A 22,331-nucleotide genomic window follows, 5' to 3' on the forward strand; every position below is an offset into this window, starting at 1 on the left:
GATCGCGCGCGTTGTATGTCGTATCGACTCGCTTCAATGCGATGCACCAGAAACGCGCACGATACGAATGCACCGTCCATGCGCGGACATAAAAACGGCATATCGGGCGAGACGTGCCCGATATGCCGTGACGAAGGCGCCGCGTATCGGCCGCGACTCAGTGCAGCTTGATCGACGGCTGGTTGCGGCTTTGCAGCCAGTGGCTCAGCGACTGGAACAGCGCGCGCTTGAGCCCGTACACGCTGAACAGATGCTTGCGGTACAGGAACTTGTACAGGCCGATCGCGGCCAGCCCGTCGACGATCAACGAGCGGGAACGCATGCCGAGATCGCCTTGATACACGGCGCCAGCGTGGCCGAGCGACACGACGGTGCCCGCATCGCGGAACGTGAAGCGCGCGACGGGCTTGCCGGCGAGGCGGCGCGCGAGCGCATCGCCCAGATACACGGCCTGCTGGTGCGCGACCTGCGCGCGCGGCGGCAGGAATCCGCTCGCGTCGGCCGACGGGCATGCGGCGCAGTCGCCGAACGCATACACGTGCGGATCGTCAGGCGTTTGCAACGTATCGGTCACGATCACCTGGTTCGACCGGTTGAGCGCGATGTCCCCCAGTTCCCGCAGGATCGCGGGGCCCGCGACGCCGGCCGCCCAGATCGTGATGTCGCTCGGCAGCCGCTCGCCGGTTGCCGTCGTGACCGCTTCCGCGCCGACTTCCGCGACGCGCGTATCCGTCAGCACGTCGACGTTCAGCGTGCGCAATTGCGCGTGCATCTTCGCCGACAGCCGCGCGTCGAGCGCCGGCAGAATCCGCGGGCCGCCTTCGATCAGCCGGATGTGCACGTCGCGCGCCGATACGAGCGCCTTGAAGCGATACGTCGTCAGCTGCTGGATCGCGTGACGCAGCGCCGCAGCCAGTTCGACGCCCGTCGCGCCCGCGCCGATCACGTTGATGCAGATCGGTGCGGCGCGTCGTGCGGGCTGCTGCTCGGCCGCATGGTTCGCCTTCGTGCACGCCGCGAGGAACTTGCGACGGAAGTCCTCCGCCTGATCCAGGTTCTCCAGCGGCAAGGCGTGGCGCGCGGCGCCCGGCACGTTGAAGAAGTTCGTCACGCTGCCGACGGCCAGCACGAGATCGTCGTAGCCAAGTTCGCGCTGCGGCAGGATCTCCGTGCCGTCCGCATCATGGACCGCGGCGATCGTCGCCGTGCGGGCTGCGCGGTCGACCCGCTCCAACGCGCCCTGCACGAAGCGGAAGCCGTGGCGCTTCGCCTGCGCAGCGTATTCGATCGTGTGGGATGCCGGGTCGCGATGGCCCGATGCGGCTTCATGCAGCAGCGGCTTCCAGAAGTGCGTCGGATAGCGGTCGACGAGCACGACGTCGGCTTGTCCGCGGCGTCCGACCGTGTCGCCGAGGCGCGTGGCGAGCTGCAGGCCGCCGGCGCCGCCGCCGACGATCACGATGCGCGGCGCGCGCGCTGCGCGCTCCGTGGCAAGGGTAGGCGTGATGGTGTCCATGTTGTGGCTCCCGCTGATGACGATTCGGATGACATTGCTCAAGAACCGACGATATAGTTTCGAACCTACGCGAACAATTTAATGTTTATAAGCGACTCATATGTATTCACTTATAGGAAAGACTGCGACGTTTCGGCAACTGAAGGCGCTGGACATGATCGCGCGGCTGGGCAGCGTGTCGCGTGCCGCCGAGGAGCTGAACCTGACGCAGCCGGCGGTTTCGCTGCAGGTCCGCCTCCTCGAAGAGGCCGTGGGCGCGGCGCTGCTGCAGCGGGTGGGGCGCGGCGTGCAGTTGACCGCCGCCGGCGAAATCGTCGCGCGGTATGCGCGCGAGATCCTCCATCTGTGGAGCGAGGCGGGCGACGAAGTGGCGGCGCTGACCGGCGATCTCGGCGGCACCTTGCGGATCGGTGCGATCACGACGGCCGAGTACCTGATTCCGCCGCTGCTTGTGAAATTCACCGCGACGCGTCCGCACGTGAAGACGTATTTCAAGGTCGGCAATCGCGACGACATCATCCGCATGCTCGCGACGCATGAAATCGATCTCGCGGTGATGGGCAGCGCACCGAAAGAACTGCGCACGCATGCGGTCGAGTTCGCGAAGCATCCGATGGTGTTCGTCGCCGCGCCGGGCCATCCGCTGATGCAGCGCAAGCGCGTCGCGCTGAAGGATCTCGAATCGGCGCATCTGCTCGTGCGCGAGCGCGGCGCCGGCACGCGCTCGACCGTCGAGAGTCTGTTCAAGACGGCCGGCTACCGCTTCCATGTGGGATCCGAACTGTCGAGCAACGAGGCGATCAAGCAGATGGCAGAAGCGGGCCTCGGCGTCGCGTTCCTGTCGTTGCACGCGTGTGCACTCGAACTGCGTACCGGACTGCTTGGCCAGCTGCCGTTTGCCGGCAACCCGATCGTGCGCGAGTGGTACGTGATCACGCTCGCCGACCGGCGCATCTCGCAGGTGACGGGGCTGTTCCGCGATTTTCTGATCAGGCAGGGCGCGCCGGTGATCGACGGCGCATCGGTAACGCCGCACGAGCGGCGTCGGAAGTAGCTGGACGAGATTTGCGTGTGCCCCGGGGCGTTTTCCGGCTCACGCGATGCCGAAATCGTCGTTGCTGTCGGGAATCGACGCGAGCAGCCGCTCGAGCCGGTACCAGCCGATCGTGCGAAGGCACCATCCGGCAACTGCACCGCGGATGCGCGCTAAACGGGAATCGGAAAGCGCGCGCGGACGTGACGTGGCAGGCGTCGCGCGCGACGGCGGCGGTGCGGTGAACGGCGCGCGACGCGGGCAGCAATCGGGCATGGCAGGCTCCGTAGGTGTCGGATGAAGCCAGCGTACGCGTATCGGCGGCCGCCGGCGCGCATGCCCGGATCGGCGTGAGCAAAAACGGATGATCTTTTTCGGGCCGGTGCCGCAGCGGGCGCGCGGGTTCGGCAAGTGCGCCGAAAAAGCGTCACAATGCGCGTTCGACACCCGATCTGGTGGAGGGGAACCATGAGCGATCCGATTCTCGCGGCGCCGGCCGACAACGGCGTGCCGGTCAGCCTGCGCTCCAGCCGCGGGCTCGGCTGGCGCGGTTTCGGTGCGTCGCTGCTGCAGATCCGCGCGGGCACCTACCGGATTCCGGCTGCCGACCATCACCGCATCGGCGTGCATATCGGCTCGCCGGTTCGCGCGGATTGCGTGTGCGACGGCGAGCGCGTGTCGCGCATCCAGGCGCACGGCGACGTCGACGTGATTCCCGCCGGCCTGCCGGGCCAGTGGACCGACAGCGCCGATTGCCGGATCTTGCACATCGCGCTCAGCGACACCTTCGTGCGGCGCACGTTCGAGCAACTCGAATTGAAGCCGGCGCAGGCGCAGATCCGCCGGCGGCTGCAGGTGCGCGATCCCCGGCTGCAGCACATCGCTTGGGCGATGGCCGCGGAGCTCGAAGCGGAAGACGCCTCGGATCCGCTCTATGCGGAGAGCCTGTGCACGGCGCTCGTCGCGCGGCTCGTCGACAGCCAGCCGGCGTTCCGCGAGCGCAGGCGCACGCTTGCGCCGAAGGCCGCCGCGCGCGTGATCGACTATGTCGAGGCCAATCTGGAACGGCGGATGACGCTGGCCGAACTCGCGGCGCTCGTGTCGATCAGCGTGCCGCACTTCAAGGTGCTGTTTCGCGAGACGCTCGGGATGCCGGTGCATCAGTATGTCGTGCGGCGCCGCGTCGAGCGCGCGAAGACGTTGTTGCTCGAGGGGCGTCTGAGCATCAGCCAGATCGCGCTCGAAGCCGGCTTTGCGCATCAGAGTCACATGGCGAACTGGATGAACCGCGTGCTGGGCGCGACGCCAACCGAGATCGCGCGCTCCGGCGCGCGCGGCGGGCTGAGGCTCGCATACGGCGGTAACGACGATTGATCGGCCGTTGAACACGATCGATGCACGGCGTCGGCGGGCGCTTGGCTGATCCATCCGCGATCGGCGATATGTCCGGCGCGCATCGTTCCCCGCGCGTCGATGTGTGCGGTGAAGGCGGGCCCGGGCACGGACGCCATCTTCCGACGGCTTGCCGATGAAATGCCCCGGCCGGCCGCACGCGGCGCGCAAGCCTGCTGTTCCGTCATCCGTTCCTGTCCGGATCATCCATCCGTGTGCGTCGCGTCGGCCGTGAGCGCCGACAATCACGTCACCTTCATCCCCCGGGAGCGGATCGTGTTCGTGATATTCGGAGCATCCGGCAACGTCGGCTTGTCGACCGTGACGGCACTGCGTCACGCAGGCCAACCCGTGCGCGCCGTATTGCGCGACGCACGCCAGCGCGAGCGCTTCGCGCAACTCGGCTGCGACGTCGCGATCGCCGACCTCGCCGACGCACGTGCGGTCGCTGCGGCGATCGACGGCGCGCAGGCCGTGCAAATGCTGTGTCCGGTGCCTGACGCCGACAGCGACCCGGCCGCGACGATGACCCACACGATCGACGTCGTGACGGGCGCCCTCGCGGCGAACCCGCCTCGGGCGCTACTTGCGCTGTCGGACTATGGCGCGGAGCGTGACGGCAACACGGGCATCACGCGGCTCTTTCGTCGTCTGGAAGAAGAGCTGAAGACTGTTCCGACGCGGCTCACGCTGCTCCGCTCGGCCGAGCACTTGCAAAACTGGGCGCGTGTGCTGCCGGTTGCGCTCGCAACCGGCGTGCTGCCGAGCTTTCATCACCCGGTCGACAAGGTATTCCCGGCGGTCTGGGCGCCCGATGTCGGGATCGCGGCAGCGCGGTTACTGGCGGATCGGGCCGAATCCGGAAGCGGGCTGCGTATCGTCAGCGTGGAGGGGCCGCAGCGCGTGAGCGTGCAGGACATCGCGGACATGCTCGGCGCGGCGGCGGGTCGACGGATCGTCGCGCAAGCGCTTCCGCGCGACGCCTGGACCGCGACGCTGTTGCGCGCCGGGCTCAGCGAACGTCATGCGCAACTGATCGTCGATCTGTACGACGCGCACAACGCCGGGCAGATCGATGTAGAGGCCGGCGTGTCGGAGCAGGTTCATGGTGAGACCGGGCCGGCGGAGGCGTTCGCTGCGCTGGTGCGCGCGCGTGCGGCGCACGCGTAATGCGAGCCCGATGCGCGCGGCGTCGATCATGCGTCGATATCGATAGACCAGGTCGGCACGCGCAGGATCTGCCGACGCGTGCATGGCCCGATCGCGTTCTGACGGCACTTATGCGGCTCGGTGCCCGTGTGAGGGCAGACGTTGCACCCGCTCAGTTCGCCCGCCGCGCCCTTACCCTGCTCAACACCGCATACGAAACCGATCCGATCGCGATCCCCCAGAACGCCGAACCGAGCCCGAGCCACGTCATCCCCGACGCGGTCGCGAGAAACGTGATCACCGACGCTTCGCGATGGTCTTCGTCCTCGAAGATCCCGTGCACGTTCGCGCCGATCGCGCCAATTAGCGCAAGTCCGGCGAGGATCGCGACGAACGCTTTCGGCAGCGCGAAGAACAGTGTGACGATCGTCCCCGCAAAGAAGCCGCCGATCAGATAAATCGCGCCGCTCGCGATGCCTGCGACGTAGCGGCGATCCGGATCCTCGTGCGAATCCTTGCCGGTGCACAGCGCGGCCGTGATCGCCGCGACCACGATCGTGATTCCGCCGAAGCACGCGACGACGAGCGACATCACGCCGGTTGCCGCGATGATCGGCCGCGCGCTCGTGTGATAGCCGGACACGCGCAGGATCGTCATCCCCGGCAGGAACTGGCCGGTAAGACTCACGACGACGAGCGGCAGCGCGAGGCTGAGTGTGGTGCCGAGCGTCCACTCTGGCGCGATGAAGATCGGCCGCGCGAAGCTCGGCGTCACGTTGCCGACGTGCGTCATCCCGAGCAGCGTCGCGAGCGCGGCGCCCGTCAGCAGCACGAGCACAATGCTGTAGCGCGGCAGGAGGCGCCTGAAGAGCACGTACGCGGCGATCATCCCGAAGCCGAGCACCGGCTGCGCGGTCGTGGCCAGGAACGCATGCATGCCGAACGGCAGCAGGATGCCGGCCATCATCCCGCATGCGAGGCCGCGCGGAATGTGCCGGACAAGCCGATCGAAATAGCCGGTGACGCCGATCGCGAGGATGATCAGCGCAGCGGTGATGTATGCGCCGACGGCCTGGTTGAGCGTCAATTGCGGAAAGAGGCCGACGAGCAGCGCGGTGCCGGGCGCCGACCACGCGGTCACGACCGGCACTTTCAGTTTCCAGCTCGCGAACAGCCCCGACACGCCGGCGCCGATCGAAATCGCCCAGACCCATGACGTGACCATTTCGTTGGACGCATGCGCGGCCTGTGACGCCTGGAAGAAAATCGCGAGCGGGCCCGCATACGAAATCAGCACCGCCAGAAAGCCGGCGGTGATCGCGGAGACGGACCAGTCGTTGCCCATCGAGCGAATTGCGCCGGGCGAGGGATTCGGTTGCATCGTCGTATGGGGAAGGGCGGCGCGGCCGCGGGACCCGGCGCGAACCGTTGTCGCAAGCTCCGGACGAGCGGTCATTCTGGACATTGCCGGCGCAATTGGCAATTCGCCGATCTTGCTTCGCTGTCAGGTTTTCGTAAGGAGCGCGCGCGAAATCTGCGTCGCGGCCATGCGAACGCCGCCAACGGAACGGGCGGCTTCACGGCGAAGCAAAACGGAGCGATCGGTTCACGTACTGATCTGCAGGCAACCGTCGACTGCGGCGACCTTCACGCCTCTCCCGGTCGACAGCGACGCGGTGCCGTGGTCGAACGGATGCACCGGTGCGTCGGTCGGTGTCCACGCATGGCGGGTCAGCAGTTCGCGATAGCCGCCGCGAATCACGAAGCCGCCGCATTTTTCCGCATACGCGTCGCGCCGCATCCGGTACGCGCGCGGCAGGTCGTACCACGGCAGCTTCGGCAGGTCGTGATGAACGAGGTGATAGTTGTTGTTCAGGTACAGCAGCCGCATCGCGAGGCCGGCCTCGTTGATCACGATGCGAGCCTTCGGATGTCGCGCGGCGCGATGCTCGAACAGCGAACGGATCATCGCGATCGACAGCGCCGGCCATGTGACCGCGAGCAGGTAGTACCACCACGGTACGCCGATTTCCCGCTGCAGCCACGCGAGCAGCGCGACCGCGCATACGGCGTGCGTCACCCACATCGGCAAATAGCGGAAGTCGCCGCGCCGGAACGTGCGCAATGCGTCGGCGAACATCGCAGCGATGCTCGTCGGCGGCCCGAATACGAATCGTCCGATGAAGGTTGTGCGCGCAACGACGAGCGCACGGCGCCAGGTCGGCAATCGCCCCCACTGTGCACGCGATACGTAGTTCGATTCAGGATCGACGCCGGGAACGGTGAGATCCTCGTCACGGTGATGATCGAGATGTGTGTCGCGATAGAGGGTGTACGGATACCAGATCGTCAGCGGCGGAAAGCCGAGCAACCGGTTCACGAACGCGGAGCGCGTGGGATGGCCGTGCAGCAGTTCGTGTTGCAACGACATGTGCCACGCGCCCAGCACGATCAGCAGCGGTGTTGCGGCTCCGAGCGACAAGTGCGCGCGACGCACGAGCAGCGGCACGGCGAGCCAGCCGCCGTAGATCGCGATAACCAGCAGCCAGGTCGGCCACTCGGTGCGGGCGGTGAGGCGGGCGCCGAGCGTAGCGATCGCGCGCGCGTGGTCGACGTCGAAGTATTCGGCCATGATGCTCAGGCGGGACAAATCGGGCGGTACGGGTGATACGGACAGCGGACGATCGCGCCCTGGTGCAGGACGCGATGCGATTGGCCGACGGGTATCGCGACTCGCGCAAGACGATCGCGATACTGGAACGCTAACCGTGCCGGTCGGTCGCGCCAACCAAGCAATTTGCATTTGCTTATCGCTGCGCGGTCGATAAGCATGGGAAGCCGCGACTGGAAGCCGGATTCGGCGCGAAATGCCCGAACCGTCCTCGTCGAATCCGGGATCGATGCGTAGAATGCGCGCATGAGCCAATGGATCGCCGCCCTGCCGATGTACAACGTGACGCCGCGCCACGCCGCGCTGTGGCGCGCGCTACTGCATGACGCGCTCGCTGCGTTCGAGCGCACCGGTGGCCCCGGCGGCGTGGCGCTGCTCGACGAGCCGTTCGGGGATCTGCACGCACTGTGGCGGCGCAACGATCTGCTGTTATCGCAGACGTGCGGTTATCCGTACCGGATGCTCGGCTTGCGCGATGCCGTGCACCTGATTGCAACGCCGGCCTTCGATGCGCCCGGCTGCGACGGTGCGTGCTACAGCAGCGTGCTGGTCGTGTCGGCGCACGTGCATGCGGAAGGCGCGACGACGCTGGCAGCCTGTCGAGGATTGCGCGCTGCATTCAACGGCGCGGATTCGCACAGCGGGATGAACGCGTTGCGGCACGCGGTTGCGCCGCATGCGTCCGGCGGCCGTTTCTTCGGTTCGGTACAGTCGTTCGGCTCGCACGCGAACGTGTTGCGCGCGCTGGCCGACGGCGATGCCGACTGCGCGGCGATCGACTGCGTGACGTTCGCGTATGTGCGCGACGCGCTGCCGGAATGGTTGAACGGGATCCGCGTCATCGGCGCGACGGCTTCGGCGCCGGGGTTGCCGCTCATTGCGTCGAAGACGCTAGAGGAAAGTCGGGTGGAGGCGTTGCAGGATGCACTCGACCATGCAGTCGCGGTCGATGCGGAACGGGCGGTGGAGCTGCGGCTGAAGGGCTTCGCACGATTGCTGCCGAGTGCATACGACGCGATCGAGCGGCTCGCGCGCGACGCCGCCGCGCACGGATATCCCGAGCTGGCGTAAAGGCGGCGCGGCCGCCGTGACGGCCGCACCGCTTGCGATCACTCGTCGTCCATCAACCGGACCTTGACCCGCTTGCCCTTGATCTTCCCCGCATTGAGCTTGCGCAGCGCATCGCGCGCGACGCCGCGCTCGATCGCGACATAGGTCGAGAACTCGGTCACGTTGATCTTGCCGATCTGCTTGCCGTCGAACCCGGCGTCGCCGGTCAGCGCGCCGAGCACGTCGCCCGGGCGGATTTTGTCCTTGCGGCCGCCGAGAATCTGCAGCGTTTCCATCGGCGGCAGCAGCGTGTCGGTGCCGGTCGGCTTCAGTTCCGCGAGCGAATGCCATTCGACCTCGCGCTTCTGCGCCTGCTCGATCGCGCCGACCCGGCCCATCTCGTCCATGCTGGCGAGGCTCAGCGCCCAGCCTTCCTGATCCGCGCGGCCAGTGCGGCCGATGCGGTGCACGTGCACTTCGGGGTCGGGCGTCACGTCCACGTTGATCACCGCTTCAAGCTGCGCGATGTCGAGCCCGCGCGCGGCGACGTCGGTTGCGACCAGTACCGAGCAGCTGCGGTTCGCGAACTGGATCAGCACCTGGTCCCGTTCGCGCTGTTCGAGTTCGCCGTGCAGCGCGAGCGCATGGAACCCCTGCGCGTGCAGCACGTCGAGCAGGTCGCGGCATTGCTGCTTGGTGTTGCAGAATGCGATCGTGCTGATCGGCCGGTAGTGATTCAGCAGCTGGCCGACCGCGTGCAGCCGCTCGGTTTCCGTCACTTCGTAGAAGCGCTGGCGGATCTTGCTGTTGTCGTGGCGCTCCTCGAGCTTCACTTCCTTCGGATTGCGCAGGAATTGCTGACTCAGCTTCGCGATGCCGTCCGGATAGGTCGCCGAGAACAGCAGCGTCTGGCGCGTGGTCGGGCACAGCCGCGCGACCTTCGCGATGTCGTCGAAGAAGCCCATGTCGAGCATCCGGTCGGCTTCGTCGAGCACGAGCGTGTTGAGCGCATCGAGCTTCAGGTTGCCGCGGTCGAGGTGATCCATGATGCGGCCCGGCGTGCCGACGACGATGTGCGCGCCGTGTTCGAGGCTCTGCGCCTGCGGGCGCATCGGCGTGCCGCCGCACAGCGTCAGCACCTTCACGTTTTCTTCTGCGCGCGCGAGGCGGCGCACTTCCTGTGCGACCTGGTCGGCGAGTTCGCGCGTCGGGCACAGGATCATCGCCTGCACGTCGAAGCGGCGCGCGTCGAGGCGCGCGAGCAGCGCGAGCGAGAACGCGGCGGTCTTGCCGCTGCCCGTCTTCGCCTGCGCGATCAGGTCATGGCCGGCGAGCGCGATCGGCAGGCTCGCGGCCTGAATCGGCGTCATGTCGACATAGCCGAGCTGCGCGAGGTTCGCGAGCGCGGCGGGCGTCAGCGGCAGCGCGCTGAACGGCGTGGCGGTCGGTTGCGTCAAGACAGGTCTCCGAGGTAGGGGCGGCCTTCCATCTGCTCGTAGACGACATTGCCTTCGTCGTCCTCGAAGCGCTCGAGATAGTTGCGGGCGCCGCAGAGCGGGCAGCGGAACAGCAGCCCCTGGCCCTCGTCCTTGATGACGACGTCGGACGTCTCCCACTGCGTGCCGCAGCTCTGGTTTCGGCAGGTAAACACGGTCATTCTCCAGCTGAATTCGGTTGGTGGCGCGCCCGGCGGGCGCGGCAGCGAGGCGCGGCGCTCGCGCGGCTCGGGCGCGGGCCGCACCGGCGGTCGCGTGGACCGCGGCGATGCGGATGGTGGATCGGGTGGCGACGGCGTCGCGCGTGCCCGCAATTCTAGCGGATGCGGGGGGCGCCAGTGGGCGGCACGGTGCGCGGACCGGCTGCGCACGAACGTCCGTGTGCAGCCGGTGGGGGCGCCGCGACCGGCTGCGTGCGGCGCCGCACGCATTCGCCATGAAAAACGGCCGCCCCGAAGGGCGGCCGTCCGATGCGGCGAAACGCAGCCGGATCCGTTACAGCGCCATGTCGGCCGATGCCTTCGCGGGTCGCGCCGGCGCGCCGCCCGTCGCCTGCGACGGCGCCGTCAGGTCGATCTTCGGCGGCGGCGACAACTGCAGCACGTCGCTCGTGTAGGTCCATTCCTCGACGACCTTCGCCGGGCTGTCGTTCAGCTTCGTGCCGTAGCTCGGCACGATCTGGCGGATCTTCTGCTGCCATTCGGGCGTCGCGACCTTGTCCTTGAACACCTTCTGCATCAGGTTCAGCATGATCGGCGCCGCCGTCGACGCACCCGGCGATGCGCCGAGCAGCCCCGCGATGCTGCCGTCCTGCGAGCTGACGATCTCGGTGCCGAGCTTCAGCACGCCGCCCTTCTTCGGGTCGCGCTTGATGATCTGCACGCGCTGGCCGGCCTGCCACAGGCGCCAGTCTTCCTTCTTCGCATCCGGGAAGTATTCCTTCAGCGCGTTGAAGCGGTCGTCGTCGGACAGCATCAACTGGCCGGCCAGATACTGGACGAGCGGGAATTCGTCAACGCCCACGCGCATCATCGGCGCGACGTTGTGCAGGTTCGTACTCTTCGCGAGGTCGAAGTACGAGCCGTTCTTCAGGAACTTGGTCGAGAACGTCGCGAACGGCCCGAACAGGATGATCTTCTTGCCGTCGATAATCCGCGTGTCGAGGTGCGGCACCGACATCGGCGGCGAGCCGACCGACGCCTTGCCGTACGCCTTCGCGAGGTGCCGCTTCACGACCTCGGGGTTGTCGGTGACGAGAAACGAGCCGCCGACCGGGAACGCGCCGTAGTCCTTCGCCTCGGGGATGCCCGACGCCTGCAGCAGGTGCAGCGCACCGCCGCCTGCGCCGATGAACACGAACTTCGCGTCGACGGCCTGCGGCGGTTCGTCGGAATGCAGCTTGACCCACGACACATGCCACGTGCCATCCGCGTTGCGCGCGATCTCGCGCACTTCGCTCGACAGCGACAGCGTGAAGTTCGGCTGCGTCTTCAGGTAACCGACGAACTGGCGCGTGATCTCGCCGAAGTTCACGTCGGTGCCGATCGGCGTCCACGTGGCGGCGACCTTCTGCGAACGGTCGCGGCCTTCCATCATCAGCGGCACCCACTGCCTGATCTGGTCGTAATCTTCCGAATACTGCATTCCGCGGAACAGCGGGCTCGCCTGCAGCGCGTCGTAGCGCTTCTTCAGGAAGCGGACGTTGTCGTCGCCCCACACGAAGCTCATGTGCGGCGTCGAGTTGATGAACGAGCGCGGGTTCTTCAGCACGCCCTGGCGGACCTGCCATGCCCAGAATTGGCGCGAGATCTGGAACGACTCGTTGATCTCGATCGCCTTGGAGATGTCGATCTTGCCATCCGCTTTCTCCGGCGTGTAGTTCAGTTCCGCGAGCGCCGAGTGGCCGGTGCCGGCGTTGTTCCAGCCGTTCGAGCTTTCCAGCGCGACGCCGTCAAGGCGCTCGACCATCGTCATCGACCAGTCGGGCTGAAGCTCGTGCAGCCACACGCCGAGCGTCGAGCTCATGATGCCGCCGCCCACCAGCAGGACGTCGACCTTCTTCGTATCGGCGGCGTGCGCGGACGACGCGGCGACGCACAGCGCAATCGCCGACAGTATTACCCGTAACGTTTTGATCACAGCAGATCCCTTTTTCAACTTGGATGCATCGGTTTGCCATCTCGTCCGGACGTGCCGAATCGCGACCGGTTTCGGTATCCGGAGATCCGGACCGCGAATCCGGAATTCCGGATCGGTCGCGTGCACCGTCGCATTTGCGCACGGGACGCCGTTGCGAAGGACACCTTCGGATCGGCTCCGTGCGGTCATGCGGATGCGTGCACCGCGGTCGCGGGCAACGCGTTCCGGCCCGCGCGGCAAGCTTCGCCGGGCGGCATTTCAGCCGAAGTCGACATGGGCCGCGCGCGATGCGTCTGGCGGGAGCGGGACGGCAAGGGGCGCGTAATATAACCGAACTCGAAAGCCGTGTCGCACGCGCGCAATATCCTTGTTTTCGTGGGGTTTTTGCGTGTCCGGAAACCCGGAACGACGGAGCGCGGAACGGGAAAAACGGCGAGGAAAGCGCTGCGGTGCGAAAGCACACGCTCGGCGTGCGCCAGCCCGTGGCAGCTAAGACAACGGATGTACCGAAGGAGCGAGCTGAGCGCCAATTCGCCGTTTGGCGCATGCCGCGAGCGTCGTATGAAACGAATAAGCGAAAAGCAAAGATATCGGCGGACCGCGTTTCCGACGGCCCTCATCAGCGCGGTGCGCTCGGCGGAAGGTGCTTTACGGCGCACGGAGCAATCTCGGTGTTCACGTACAGACCGGCGACAATGCGCTGCGTGATTATCGTCGCGATATAACGGCGCAGGCCCGAGTACAGCAACGCGATGCCGCGCGGCCGTGCGCGGTGCCGTTACGATGCCGTCGTGCGGCGCGGATTGCCGAGCCGTATCTGTGGTTCGGCTTCGTGCACGATATGCAGTTCGCGCGTGCGGATGGGTAGCGCGCAATTCGCATCGTCGAGCGTCTTGCGCACCTGGCGCGCGAGGCGCCAGCGCATCGCCCAGAACTTGTCGGTGTGCGTCCACACGCGCATGTTGGCGATTGCGGTGCTGTCGTCGAAGCGCATCACCATCACGTCCGGGGCGGGATCCTTCAGCACGTCGGGATCGGCTTCGGCCAGCGCACGCAGTGCGTCCAGTGCGCGGTCGATGTCGTCGTGCACCGACACTTCCACTTCGAGATCGAGACGGCGCGTCGTGTTGCGCGTGTAGTTGCGGATTGGGCTGCCCCACAGCGCGCTGTTCGGCACGTATTCGCAGATGCCGTCCGGCTTCGTCAGCCGCGTCATGAAGAGGCCGACCTCTTCGACGGTGCCCGCGACGCCCGTACTGCCGTCGATGTAGTCGCCGACCTTGAACGGCCGCAGCAGCAACAGCATGATGCCGGCCGCGATGTTCTGCATCGTGCCCTGGAGCGCGAGCCCGATGGCGAGGCCGGCCGCGCCGAGCACCGCGACGATGCTGGCAGTTTCGATGCCGAGCTGCGACAGCGCACCGACGATCGCGACGATGCGGATGCCCCACACGGCGACGTCGCAGAGGATCGGCCGCAGCGTATCGTCGACGCGCTCCTTGTTCGAGAGCAGCCGGTTGAGCCAGTTGCCGATACGTTTCGACAGCCACCAGCCGGCGACGAGGAGCGCCACCGCGGCGGACAGCTTGACGGAGAGGGTGGACAACGCGTTCCACAGGAACGTCCAGCGTTCCGGATGAAGAGTGTCGGAGAACATGACGGGATTTCGGTTTTGGAGATACGGAGCTCGGCACGTGTCGCATACCGGCAACCCTCGACTGTACACGGCACGGCGGCTATTGCGCCAATGCATCGCGTTCGGGCTGAGTTGATTTGGTACGGGTATTAGATCGCTTTGAAATCAAATCAGACACGTCCTATTCATCCGTTGCAGCCACGCCGATACACTCGCTTTCGTGTAGCCGGACCGCGACGATCGATCGTCAGCGATATCCGGTTTTTTTGATTTTCATTGAATAGCGAGTGACGACGTCATGCGGTCAGACCTGCGTTTCCGTGTCGCACGCGAGCAAGGTCACCCCGCATCACGCGGCGTTCGCCGTTTCCCGATACACGCTGCGTTACTGTGCGGGATTGTCACGGCCGCCTGCGTGGCCGGTGCGCAGGCGGCAGCACTGGCGTTTCACGATGCCGCGCATGTGGCGCCCGCGACGACGGAAGCCCCCGACCTTGGCGACGTGCCTTTCTTCAATTCCGCGCGCACGACGTGGGGCGGCCTGCATGCATCGTCCGCCGTGCCGCTCGACATCGCATATGTGTCGCATGCGTTGAACGTGCCCGCACGCGGCGAGCACGATGCTCCGGCGATGCGTTTCGGTGCTTGCATTGCATATCGCGTGCTGTGCGATACCGCGCGCGATGCGGTCGAACGCGGCTATGCGTCGCGGTTCGACTACGGGCTGGCGTCTGCATTGCCCGCGACGGGTTCAAAGCAGGTGTTCTCGCAAGCTGCGACCGATCTGGCATCCGCGGAGCCGTTCACGTTGCCGCAGCCGGATCGCGGCGCGTACGCCGGAGCGATCGTCGGCAGTCTGCGCGCTTCGCTGGCGCGTGCCGATCTGCCGGCCGGCGTCGCCGCACAGATCGTACGTGTGCTGGCCGGCCGGATGGATCCGAAGCAGCGCGGCACGGACGGCGACACTTTCCGCGTGGCATTCGAGGCAAACCGTGATGCCAAGCGGCCGGGCCGCGTGCGCGTGACGGCGCTCGACATCCGCTTTCGCGGCCAGCGGGTCACGGCCGTGTGGTTCGCCGCTCATCCCGGATCGCCGGGCGCCTATTACGATCTTGACGGCATGCCGCTCGCCGGTTCGCGCTTCGCGATGCCGGTCGCCGCGACGCGTATCAGTTCCCGGTTCGGCGCACGCGTGCATCCGGTGAGCGGTTCGCGTCACGTGCATTCGGGCGTCGATCTCGCGGCGCCGGCGGGCCGTGCGGTTCGTGCGTCGGAGCGCGGTGTCGTGACGTTCATCGGTACCGAGCCGCGCGGCTACGGCAAGTACGTGGTGATTCGCCATGACGGCGGTTACACGTCGTACTACGCGCACTTGTCGGCATTCGAGCCGACACTGCGAACCGGCGCGCGCGTCGTGCGTGGTCAACGCGTCGGCGCGGTCGGTAGCACGGGCAGCGCCACTGGCCCGCACCTGCACTTCGAGGTTCGCCGGCATGCGCGCCTGGTCGATCCGATCAAACTCGTGCAAGCAGCCCAAGCCACGAAGCTGAAGGGCGCGCAGCGTGTGGCGTTCAACCGGGTGGCCCGTGATGCGCGCACGCAACTGGCGTCGGCGGTCCGGTCGCAGCCCGTTGCAATGGCGAAGCGCTCTGCATCGGATTCGGGCTGAGCAGGCCTCCGGACGATGCCGGATCGAATCGACTACAAGCATTTCGCTTCAGCTCAACTCCCGCTGGGTCAAATGTGGTGCGTGAATACCGTCATGCATGGCTCGGCGCTGAATGATCACAAGTGCGGATCCAACGAAGCACGGACGTCTCGTCATTGATAGGACATGTTGAAGAAAATCCGGCCGATTGCCGTGCCGGGTTGGACATCGTTCGACGTCTTCACGTATTTGGCCGCCAGCGGCACGGTAATCGACGGCGTCGCGGAATCGGTGATCATGAACTGGTTATCCGCGCCTGCCGCTGACGTGTCGGGGCCGTAACGGACGGCCTTCGATCGGAAAAACACTTGGTAACCGAGGGCCGGAGGCGGTCGATTCGGGCGCGAGCGAAAGTATGTCCGAGCGGTTCGCGGGGTTGCTTGCATCGGCGAATGTCGCATGCACGGCCAGTCCTGCCGGGCAGTTGTCGAGCACGATATTGAATCCCGTGGCGCCAGCCGAGGACCCTGGCCCATCGAGCAAGTACGTGACGCCTCTGGGTATCGTCACGTTCACGTCGGGAGTGGCAACCCTGCAGGCCTGCGCTTCGATCTTGATTGGCGGATCGACACGCAGTTCGTATGTCGCTATCGGCTCGCCAGGATCCGCCTCCATCTGAACCGACATATATGGGAGATTCGCGACTGTGCCTGTTCCAAGCGAGCCGATCACGACAAGTTCGGCCGCCGTCCTGAATTTATTCGTGAATGGCCATCCTGCGTCGATTGTCCGGGAAAACGGCGCGACAAGTGTGGTCCCCCACAGGTCTGGCTCGAATGGTCTCGGCGACGGGGTAGGTACGAAGCCATGGAACCGGATGCCTAATCCCTTTATTCCAGTCTCGTAGACATTGGTATAGCCCGGCGCGAGCGTGCCGCCCACAACGCGTGCAGCTGTCTTGATGTACCCATAGCCACAAATGACGGTCTGTGTCGGCAGAGTTTTCTTTTGAGACGTTCCCACAAATTTGTCTCGCGGGAGCTGCCACTCAGCGAATGAAACGGTCTCCCCGAGCGTGCTGAACATGCACTTGGACCACGCGGTCTGAGAAGCCATCGAAAGGGCCGCGCCGACAAACACCGTTCGTACAACGCAGTTAAATTGATCGTGCAGTTGTGCATCCATATCAAGTCTCTTTCCGAGTTTGGTCGTTCCGTATTCGAAGTGTCATCGGCCGGTGCCGCGCCCTGATTGTTCGCTCAAGGCTTGCGGCGGGGCGCCCCCGGTTGCGAGCCGAATGCTGGATCGGCGGAACGCGCGCCGACAGGTGAGCGTTGGCGCATCGAACTCTAAACCGTACGTGCCGCGGGTAATCAATTCCGTGTTTTTGCAGATATGTACTACTAATGTAAGCGGATCGACGAGGTCGGTTCTTAAATTAAGTATTGCATGAGTGTGGTTAATATTCAACGCAATAGTCGATATTTGCCTTGATGTCTGTATGGGTGATAAAAAAGTAGATATATCGCTAATTATCTTTTAATTAATGTTGCAAAAAAGTAATTAAACGTACGTATGTTGATTTTCTAATATGACAAGTCTCAAATCTGCAAAAAAGGATCGGCGGTGATGCGGCGGAGCGGGGATGTGAGCTACAGGTCATGCGAAGCTGTTGCGACGTGCCGCGTGACTCAAGCGAGCGGTGTGTGTCGCGACGAGGGCGCCATCAGCGCGACGCGGTATTGATAGCACCTGTCTGCCAGTTGACACCACCTGATCGGCCGGGCGGCGATTGGCGGCGGCAAATTTGCGGATCGCAGCGCCGGGACCGTCAATCCAGCGCCGCAACAGCCCGATCGAGCTTATGGGCCCGCTTTGCTGCACGCGTGAATTTCGACGTTGGTCCAGGCGCATGGCCTGGGTCGCCGTTCGCTGATTGCGACGGTTCTTGGGTTACCTGTTCGCCTGCGAGCGGAGTCAGCAGAAGTAACCGCACTTCGAAACGTCGAACGCGGTAGCGGTCGACCTCGCTCGAGTATTGCTCGCGGTTGCATAGGACACGAACGAAAGAAATATTAAAAAAAGAAAAAACATAATACGAGTTCTATTAATCAATAAATTTTCGAGTCGTTGTCCCATATTCGCGCATAGGCCAAATCGTTAGAATTGGAAAATAAAATTCGCCCCATCGGCGGATGGTCGGACCGTAAAAAACGGCTGCCACCGTGAGACGTTTTCAGATCGTTCACCCGGTGCTCGGCGAATCAGCAACACGGGTCGCGGATCGTATGCCAGGCACGCGTGACGGGGTGGCGGATCCATCGACACCTTTCCTTCCCGTTGTACCAGCACGTAGACGTATTCGGAATGTTTCTCTCGATCCGCGCGGCGCGCACCCTGTGTGCCGCGAACCTGTTGTGGTTCAGCTTGGCCATCCACGCTCAGCCTGCGAGTCCGGGCGCACGGCCTCCCGTCGCGAACCGCGGCCAGGAGCAGCAACTCGATCAACTGCAGCAGCAGTATCTCCGGCAGCCCGACGTCTTGTCGGCACCCACGACGGGCGCGTCCGGCCGTCTGAATCTTCCCGCCGAGCAGCCGTGCTTCACGATCCGCACCGTCGAATGGCGCGGCGCGGACGCGTTCCCGTGGTTGGCGTCGGGTGCCGGCGTCGAAGGCCAGTGCATTGGCCAACAAGGCCTGCGCATGCTGCGTGAATGGGCCAACCGGCAACTCGCCGCGCACGGTTACGTTACGTCGCTCGCCAGTCTGCCGGCACAGGATCTGTCGCGCGGTCAGCTTGTCGTCGACATCCTGCCGGGCCGCATCGGCGAGATACGGGACGATGCCGCACGCATCGGCTGGACTCCATTGCTCTTTCCACATGGACCGCGTGGGCGGCTGAACGTGCGCGACCTCGACCAGGCGCTCGAGAACGTACGGCGCCTGCCCGGCCAGGCGGCCACGGCGTTCGATCTGGTGCCGGGCGCAACGCTCGGCGACACCGATATCGTCGTCCGGCATCCGGCCGACGCGCGACGCATGCGCGTCGTCGCGACCGCCGACAACGCGGGACTCGATGCAACCGGCCGCAACCAGCTCGGTGTGATCCTGTCGCTCGACTCGCCGTTGCATCTGTACGACCAACTGCTCGTCACCTACAACACCGACGCCGCGTTCCGCGACAAGACGCGCGGCGCGCAATCCAAAAGCGTCGCATGGAACGTCCCGATCGGCTATGCGTCGTTCGCGGTCGGCGCGAGTGAATGGACCAGCCGCCAGCCGCTCGACGACCTGGGCGGTCTCGTCTACGCGAATCGGACCAGGCGCATCGAGGCCGCGATCGGCTACGTCCCGTACCGGTCGAGCCATGGCAAGTCGACGCTGCGCCTCAGGCTCGCGCGCCGGGACGATCGCGCGTGGTTCGACGGCTCGGAGCTTCTGGTCCTGAAGCATGACCTCGTGACCTACGACTTTTCGGCTGCGCATCGCGAGAAGTTCGCGAACGCGACGCTCGACGCCGCCATCGGCGTGCGCGGCAGTCTGCCGGCCTTCAGCCGCTTTCCCGGCTATGTGAAGGACCGCGCGCAATGGGACGGGCGCTATCGGGTCTTCACGGTCGACGGCGGCCTCGACACGGTTTTTTCGGTCGGCACGCGCCGCTACGGCTATCGCGGAACGCTGCGCATTCAGCACGCGCCGAGCGCTACGCCGTCTACGGAATTCATGCAGATCGGCGGCCGCTACACGGTCCGCGGATTCGATGGCAACTCCGCGCCGAGCGGCAAAAGCGGATGGCTGGTTCGGAACGAACTGGCGACCGGGCTTCGCGGCCAGGAAGTGTATGCGGCGCTCGATGCGGGCGGCGTGTCGTGCGATGCGTACGGGGAGCGCTGCGTGCTTGCGGGTGCCGCGCTCGGCGTGCGTGGCAGCTATCGCAGCTTCGGATTCGACGTCGCGCTCGGTGTGCCGCTGCGCAAGCCGGCGCGGTTGCACACCGCGTCGCCGACGCTGGACGTGCAACTCACCAGTCGTTTCTGACGCCGTCGCGAACGGCGACTTACTCACGGAGGCCCCCATGTAGCTCGCGTCATCCCTCGGCCGGCGCGCAGTCGCGCCACACCACAAACGCTATGGAGAAGCACCATGAAACACACTGTCACCCATCAATTCACGTATCGGCGCGCGTTGCCCCGACGTACGGCACTGGCGGGCGCGCTTGCGCTGATGATGCCTGCGCTGGCTGCGCACGGTCAGGCTGTCCTGCGCCCGGATGCCGGTGCCGCCGCACAGCCGGGCATCACGGCGGTCGGCGGGACGCCGGTCGTCAACATCACCGCGCCGAATGCAGCCGGTTTGTCGCATAACCGTTTCACCGATTACAACGTCGGCGCGAATGGGCTGATTCTGAACAACAGTGCCACGTCGGTTCATACGCAACTCGCGGGTACGATCGCCGGCAACGCGCAACTCGGCGGCGCACCCGCCCGGATCATTCTGAACGAGGTGACCGGCGGCCAGGTGTCGCGACTCAACGGCGCGACGGAAATCGCCGGGCAGGCGGCCCGGCTCATCGTCGCCAATCCGAACGGCCTCGTGGCAGACGGCGCCGGGTTCATCAATGCAACTCGCGCGACGCTCGTGGCCGGCAAGCCGGTGTTCGATCAGGATGGCGGCATCGCGAGCTTCGAAACGCGCGGTCGCCTCGTGGTCGAAGGCAAGGGGCTCGATGCGGCGGATACCGACGTCGATCTGGTCGCGCGCTCGCTGCGTATCAATGCCGACGCGAGGGCGAAGAAGCTCGTTGGGGTCGCGCTGGACGGCAACGTGAAGGTCGACGGCGACACCATTGCCTATCGCCGGAATGCCTCCGGCACCGACACGCCGGAGATTGCGATCGACGTCGCGCGGCTCGGCAGCATGCACGCGAACGCGATCACATTGGTTGGCGCGGCGAAGGGCGTCGGCGTGAACGTCGACGGGAAGATCGACGTCGTGGCGGGCCTGCCCGCTCTCGATGCGAGCGGGAAGGTGTTCACGCAAACTCAGTCCGGTGCGAATATCGGGTCGAACGTGTCCGGCGTCTCGGTTACGCAGATTCAGTCCGGTCCGAACGCAAACTCGGGCGGTGATGGCGTCACCATCGTTCAGCATCAATCCGGCGCAAATGTCGCCCCCGGCAGCCACGACGTTACCGTGGTGCAGCAACAATCCGGTGCCAACGCAGAAATCGGCGGCTCCGGCGGCTCGCATGGCCAGACGATGACCTTCGACAATACTGTCGGCACCGCAAAGAATGGCGGGATGACGATTGTCGGCGGGCTGTCGAACGGAGGAGAGCTGACCGCCGATACGGTCTCGGTTCATGGGGGCGCAACCGTCGCGTCGGGTGCGTCGCTCGCGGCGCGGCGCGATCTGTCGGTGTACGGCGGATTGTCCAAGAATGACGGCGTGGTACGTGGGCAATCGGTCTCGGTTCACGGTGGTGCACAGATCGGCTCGGACGGGCAACTGATCGCGTCCGATGCGCTGTCGACCTATGGCGATGTGAAGAGTGAAGGGAAGATCCGGGCCGGCTCGGCCGCGATCTATGACGGGCTCGATGTTGCCAAAGGCGGCAGCGTCGCAATCTCGGGAAGCGCTACGACATACGGCACTGTCAACAACGACGGTACGTTTCACGCGGATGCGGTGACGGCATACGGGAACGTCACCAATAGCGGCAAGATTCGCACCGAAAAATCGATCACCGTGTATCGCGGACTGAGCAACTCGGCGTCCGGCCGCGTCAGTGCGGGCGGTGCGCTTGCCGTGTACGGCGGGCTGTCGAACCACGGTCAGATCGAGAGGTACGCGAAAGTCGATACATTGGTCGACTCGACTCCGGTAGCTGCGCCGCCGGTCGTCATCGCGCCGACCCAGCCTGCAGCTCCGGCGGTAAAGCCGGCGGAACCGGTGGCGATCGCGGAACTCGCTCAATCGAAGCCCGAGAGCTCGGTCGTTGCACCGGTTGTCGACAAGCCGGTCGAGCAGGCAACGACGCAGCAGGTTGCGGACAAGCCGGTTGAGCAGGCCGCGACGCAGCAGCAGGTTGCCAACAAGCCAGTCGAGCAGGCAGCGACGCAGCAGGTGGCCGATAAGCCGGTCGAGCAGGCAACGACGCAGCAGGTTGCCAACAAGCCAGTCGAGCAGGCAGCGACGCAGCAGGTGGCCGATAAGCCGGTCGAGCAGGCAACGACGCAGCAGGTTGCGGACAAGCCGGTTGAGCAGGCAGCGACGCAGCAGGTTGCGAACAAGCCGGTTGAGCAGGAAGCGACGCAGCAGGCCGCCAACAAGCCGTTCCGGCCGATTCAGCCGGTCCAGCAAGTCGCGCCGCCGCCGTTCTATTTCGTGCCGGTGCATCAGATCATGGCATCGGTTTACGCATCGATGCCGTGGATGTACAACCCGATGATGTTCTTTGCGTCTGTATTCGGGTGGGGGCGCGTATAACTCAGCGCACGGGTATTGTCTGATCGTGTCGGGCCTGCTGATGTCAGGCGGGCCGGACACCGTCGATCAATAGGCAATCGATATCGCTGACATTTCGCTCCAGCGTGTGGGT

17 protein-coding genes are annotated in these 22,331 nt (G+C 65.4%); 7 read left to right on the plus strand and 10 right to left on the minus strand.

Annotation, left to right across the window (positions count from 1 at the left end; all coding sequences use genetic code 11):
• Positions 1-157 precede the first annotated feature (157 nt).
• On the minus strand, positions 158-1,516 hold the full coding sequence (locus tag KDW55_RS22605) for an NAD(P)/FAD-dependent oxidoreductase (RefSeq protein ID WP_209822128.1): 1,359 nt from the start codon (positions 1,514-1,516) through the stop codon (positions 158-160).
• A gap of 100 nt (positions 1,517-1,616) precedes the next feature.
• On the opposite strand from KDW55_RS22605, the gene KDW55_RS22610 reads away from it, so the two are divergent.
• Positions 1,617-2,570, plus strand: coding sequence for a LysR family transcriptional regulator (locus KDW55_RS22610; protein ID WP_040139039.1), 954 nt, complete (start codon positions 1,617-1,619; stop codon positions 2,568-2,570).
• Positions 2,571-2,609: 39 nt separating this feature from the next.
• Here the strand turns inward: KDW55_RS22610 and KDW55_RS22615 are convergent, their stop codons facing one another.
• A complete protein-coding gene (locus KDW55_RS22615; protein WP_212161112.1) occupies positions 2,610-2,825 on the minus strand; it encodes a hypothetical protein in 216 nt (71 codons plus the stop codon).
• A 192-nt stretch (positions 2,826-3,017) separates the two neighbouring features.
• Here KDW55_RS22615 and KDW55_RS22620 point away from each other — a divergent pair, with 192 nt between their 5' ends.
• The gene (locus tag KDW55_RS22620) at positions 3,018-3,923 is read left to right on the plus strand and encodes an AraC family transcriptional regulator (protein ID WP_059548989.1); all 906 of its coding nucleotides are present in this window, start codon (positions 3,018-3,020) and stop codon (positions 3,921-3,923) included.
• 294 nt (positions 3,924-4,217) lie between these two features.
• On the plus strand, positions 4,218-5,111 hold the full coding sequence (locus tag KDW55_RS22625) for an NAD(P)H-binding protein (RefSeq protein ID WP_212161152.1): 894 nt from the start codon (positions 4,218-4,220) through the stop codon (positions 5,109-5,111).
• A 151-nt stretch (positions 5,112-5,262) separates the two neighbouring features.
• Here KDW55_RS22625 and KDW55_RS22630 read toward each other — a convergent pair whose 3' ends face one another.
• The gene (locus KDW55_RS22630; RefSeq protein ID WP_212198042.1) at positions 5,263-6,471 is read right to left on the minus strand and encodes a benzoate/H(+) symporter BenE family transporter; all 1,209 of its coding nucleotides are present in this window, start codon (positions 6,469-6,471) and stop codon (positions 5,263-5,265) included.
• Between the two features lie 225 nt (positions 6,472-6,696).
• Positions 6,697-7,722: a fatty acid desaturase gene (locus tag KDW55_RS22635; protein WP_212161109.1), complete on the minus strand. Its 1,026-nt coding sequence runs from the start codon at positions 7,720-7,722 to the stop codon at positions 6,697-6,699.
• A gap of 285 nt (positions 7,723-8,007) precedes the next feature.
• On the opposite strand from KDW55_RS22635, the gene KDW55_RS22640 reads away from it, so the two are divergent.
• The gene (locus tag KDW55_RS22640) at positions 8,008-8,832 is read left to right on the plus strand and encodes a PhnD/SsuA/transferrin family substrate-binding protein (RefSeq protein WP_212161108.1); all 825 of its coding nucleotides are present in this window, start codon (positions 8,008-8,010) and stop codon (positions 8,830-8,832) included.
• Between the two features lie 38 nt (positions 8,833-8,870).
• On the opposite strand, the gene dbpA is transcribed toward KDW55_RS22640, so the two are convergent.
• The 4 genes from dbpA to KDW55_RS22660 form a co-directional block, all read right to left on the minus strand.
• Positions 8,871-10,268 carry an ATP-dependent RNA helicase DbpA gene (gene dbpA / locus KDW55_RS22645; RefSeq protein WP_069242537.1) on the minus strand — a complete coding sequence of 466 codons (1,398 nt, stop codon included), beginning with the start codon at positions 10,266-10,268 and terminating at the stop codon, positions 8,871-8,873.
• A complete protein-coding gene (locus KDW55_RS22650; RefSeq protein ID WP_040140903.1) occupies positions 10,265-10,462 on the minus strand; it encodes a hypothetical protein in 198 nt (65 codons plus the stop codon). The genes dbpA and KDW55_RS22650 overlap by 4 nt, the downstream gene beginning before the upstream one ends.
• A 340-nt stretch (positions 10,463-10,802) precedes the next feature.
• Positions 10,803-12,446, minus strand: coding sequence for a malate dehydrogenase (quinone) (gene mqo / locus KDW55_RS22655; protein ID WP_315854913.1), 1,644 nt, complete (start codon positions 12,444-12,446; stop codon positions 10,803-10,805).
• A 778-nt stretch (positions 12,447-13,224) separates the two neighbouring features.
• Positions 13,225-14,103 carry a mechanosensitive ion channel family protein gene (locus tag KDW55_RS22660; protein WP_040139047.1) on the minus strand — a complete coding sequence of 293 codons (879 nt, stop codon included), beginning with the start codon at positions 14,101-14,103 and terminating at the stop codon, positions 13,225-13,227.
• Between the two features lie 277 nt (positions 14,104-14,380).
• On the opposite strand from KDW55_RS22660, the gene KDW55_RS22665 reads away from it, so the two are divergent.
• Positions 14,381-15,751: a M23 family metallopeptidase gene (locus KDW55_RS22665; protein ID WP_212161106.1), complete on the plus strand. Its 1,371-nt coding sequence runs from the start codon at positions 14,381-14,383 to the stop codon at positions 15,749-15,751.
• 152 nt (positions 15,752-15,903) lie between these two features.
• Here the strand turns inward: KDW55_RS22665 and KDW55_RS29655 are convergent, their stop codons facing one another.
• Together KDW55_RS29655 and KDW55_RS22670 are read right to left on the minus strand one after the other, a co-directional pair.
• Positions 15,904-16,029 carry a hypothetical protein gene (locus KDW55_RS29655; protein WP_282972522.1) on the minus strand — a complete coding sequence of 42 codons (126 nt, stop codon included), beginning with the start codon at positions 16,027-16,029 and terminating at the stop codon, positions 15,904-15,906.
• 7 nt (positions 16,030-16,036) lie between these two features.
• A complete protein-coding gene (locus KDW55_RS22670; protein WP_212161105.1) occupies positions 16,037-16,915 on the minus strand; it encodes a hypothetical protein in 879 nt (292 codons plus the stop codon).
• 1,182 nt (positions 16,916-18,097) lie between these two features.
• Here KDW55_RS22670 and KDW55_RS22675 point away from each other — a divergent pair.
• Positions 18,098-19,768 (plus strand): ShlB/FhaC/HecB family hemolysin secretion/activation protein, encoded by a 1,671-nt coding sequence (locus KDW55_RS22675; RefSeq protein ID WP_212161103.1) that lies wholly within the window; start codon positions 18,098-18,100, stop codon positions 19,766-19,768.
• 105 nt (positions 19,769-19,873) lie between these two features.
• Positions 19,874-22,219: a filamentous hemagglutinin N-terminal domain-containing protein gene (locus tag KDW55_RS22680; protein WP_212161102.1), complete on the plus strand. Its 2,346-nt coding sequence runs from the start codon at positions 19,874-19,876 to the stop codon at positions 22,217-22,219.
• Positions 22,220-22,331 lie beyond the last annotated feature (112 nt).

The organism is Burkholderia sp. AU19243, assembly GCF_018148075.1.
Classification (GTDB): Bacteria; Pseudomonadota; Gammaproteobacteria; order Burkholderiales; family Burkholderiaceae; genus Burkholderia; species Burkholderia latens_A.

What these genes read in the sequence shown, in the direction of transcription:
- KDW55_RS22605 (WP_209822128.1), bottom strand. Translation starts at nt 1,516, where the DNA reads ATGGACACCATCACGCCTACCCTTGCCACGGAGCGCGCAGCGCGCGCG.
- KDW55_RS22610 (WP_040139039.1), top strand. Translation starts at nt 1,617, where the DNA reads ATGTATTCACTTATAGGAAAGACTGCGACGTTTCGGCAACTGAAGGCG.
- KDW55_RS22615 (WP_212161112.1), bottom strand. Translation starts at nt 2,825, where the DNA reads ATGCCCGATTGCTGCCCGCGTCGCGCGCCGTTCACCGCACCGCCGCCG.
- KDW55_RS22620 (WP_059548989.1), top strand. Translation starts at nt 3,018, where the DNA reads ATGAGCGATCCGATTCTCGCGGCGCCGGCCGACAACGGCGTGCCGGTC.
- KDW55_RS22630 (WP_212198042.1), bottom strand. Translation starts at nt 6,471, where the DNA reads ATGCAACCGAATCCCTCGCCCGGCGCAATTCGCTCGATGGGCAACGAC.
- KDW55_RS22635 (WP_212161109.1), bottom strand. Translation starts at nt 7,722, where the DNA reads ATGGCCGAATACTTCGACGTCGACCACGCGCGCGCGATCGCTACGCTC.
- KDW55_RS22640 (WP_212161108.1), top strand. Translation starts at nt 8,008, where the DNA reads ATGAGCCAATGGATCGCCGCCCTGCCGATGTACAACGTGACGCCGCGC.
- KDW55_RS22660 (WP_040139047.1), bottom strand. Translation starts at nt 14,103, where the DNA reads ATGTTCTCCGACACTCTTCATCCGGAACGCTGGACGTTCCTGTGGAAC.
- KDW55_RS22665 (WP_212161106.1), top strand. Translation starts at nt 14,381, where the DNA reads ATGCGGTCAGACCTGCGTTTCCGTGTCGCACGCGAGCAAGGTCACCCC.
- KDW55_RS29655 (WP_282972522.1), bottom strand. Translation starts at nt 16,029, where the DNA reads ATGATCACCGATTCCGCGACGCCGTCGATTACCGTGCCGCTGGCGGCC.
- KDW55_RS22670 (WP_212161105.1), bottom strand. Translation starts at nt 16,915, where the DNA reads ATGGATGCACAACTGCACGATCAATTTAACTGCGTTGTACGAACGGTG.
- KDW55_RS22675 (WP_212161103.1), top strand. Translation starts at nt 18,098, where the DNA reads ATGTTTCTCTCGATCCGCGCGGCGCGCACCCTGTGTGCCGCGAACCTG.
- KDW55_RS22680 (WP_212161102.1), top strand. Translation starts at nt 19,874, where the DNA reads ATGAAACACACTGTCACCCATCAATTCACGTATCGGCGCGCGTTGCCC.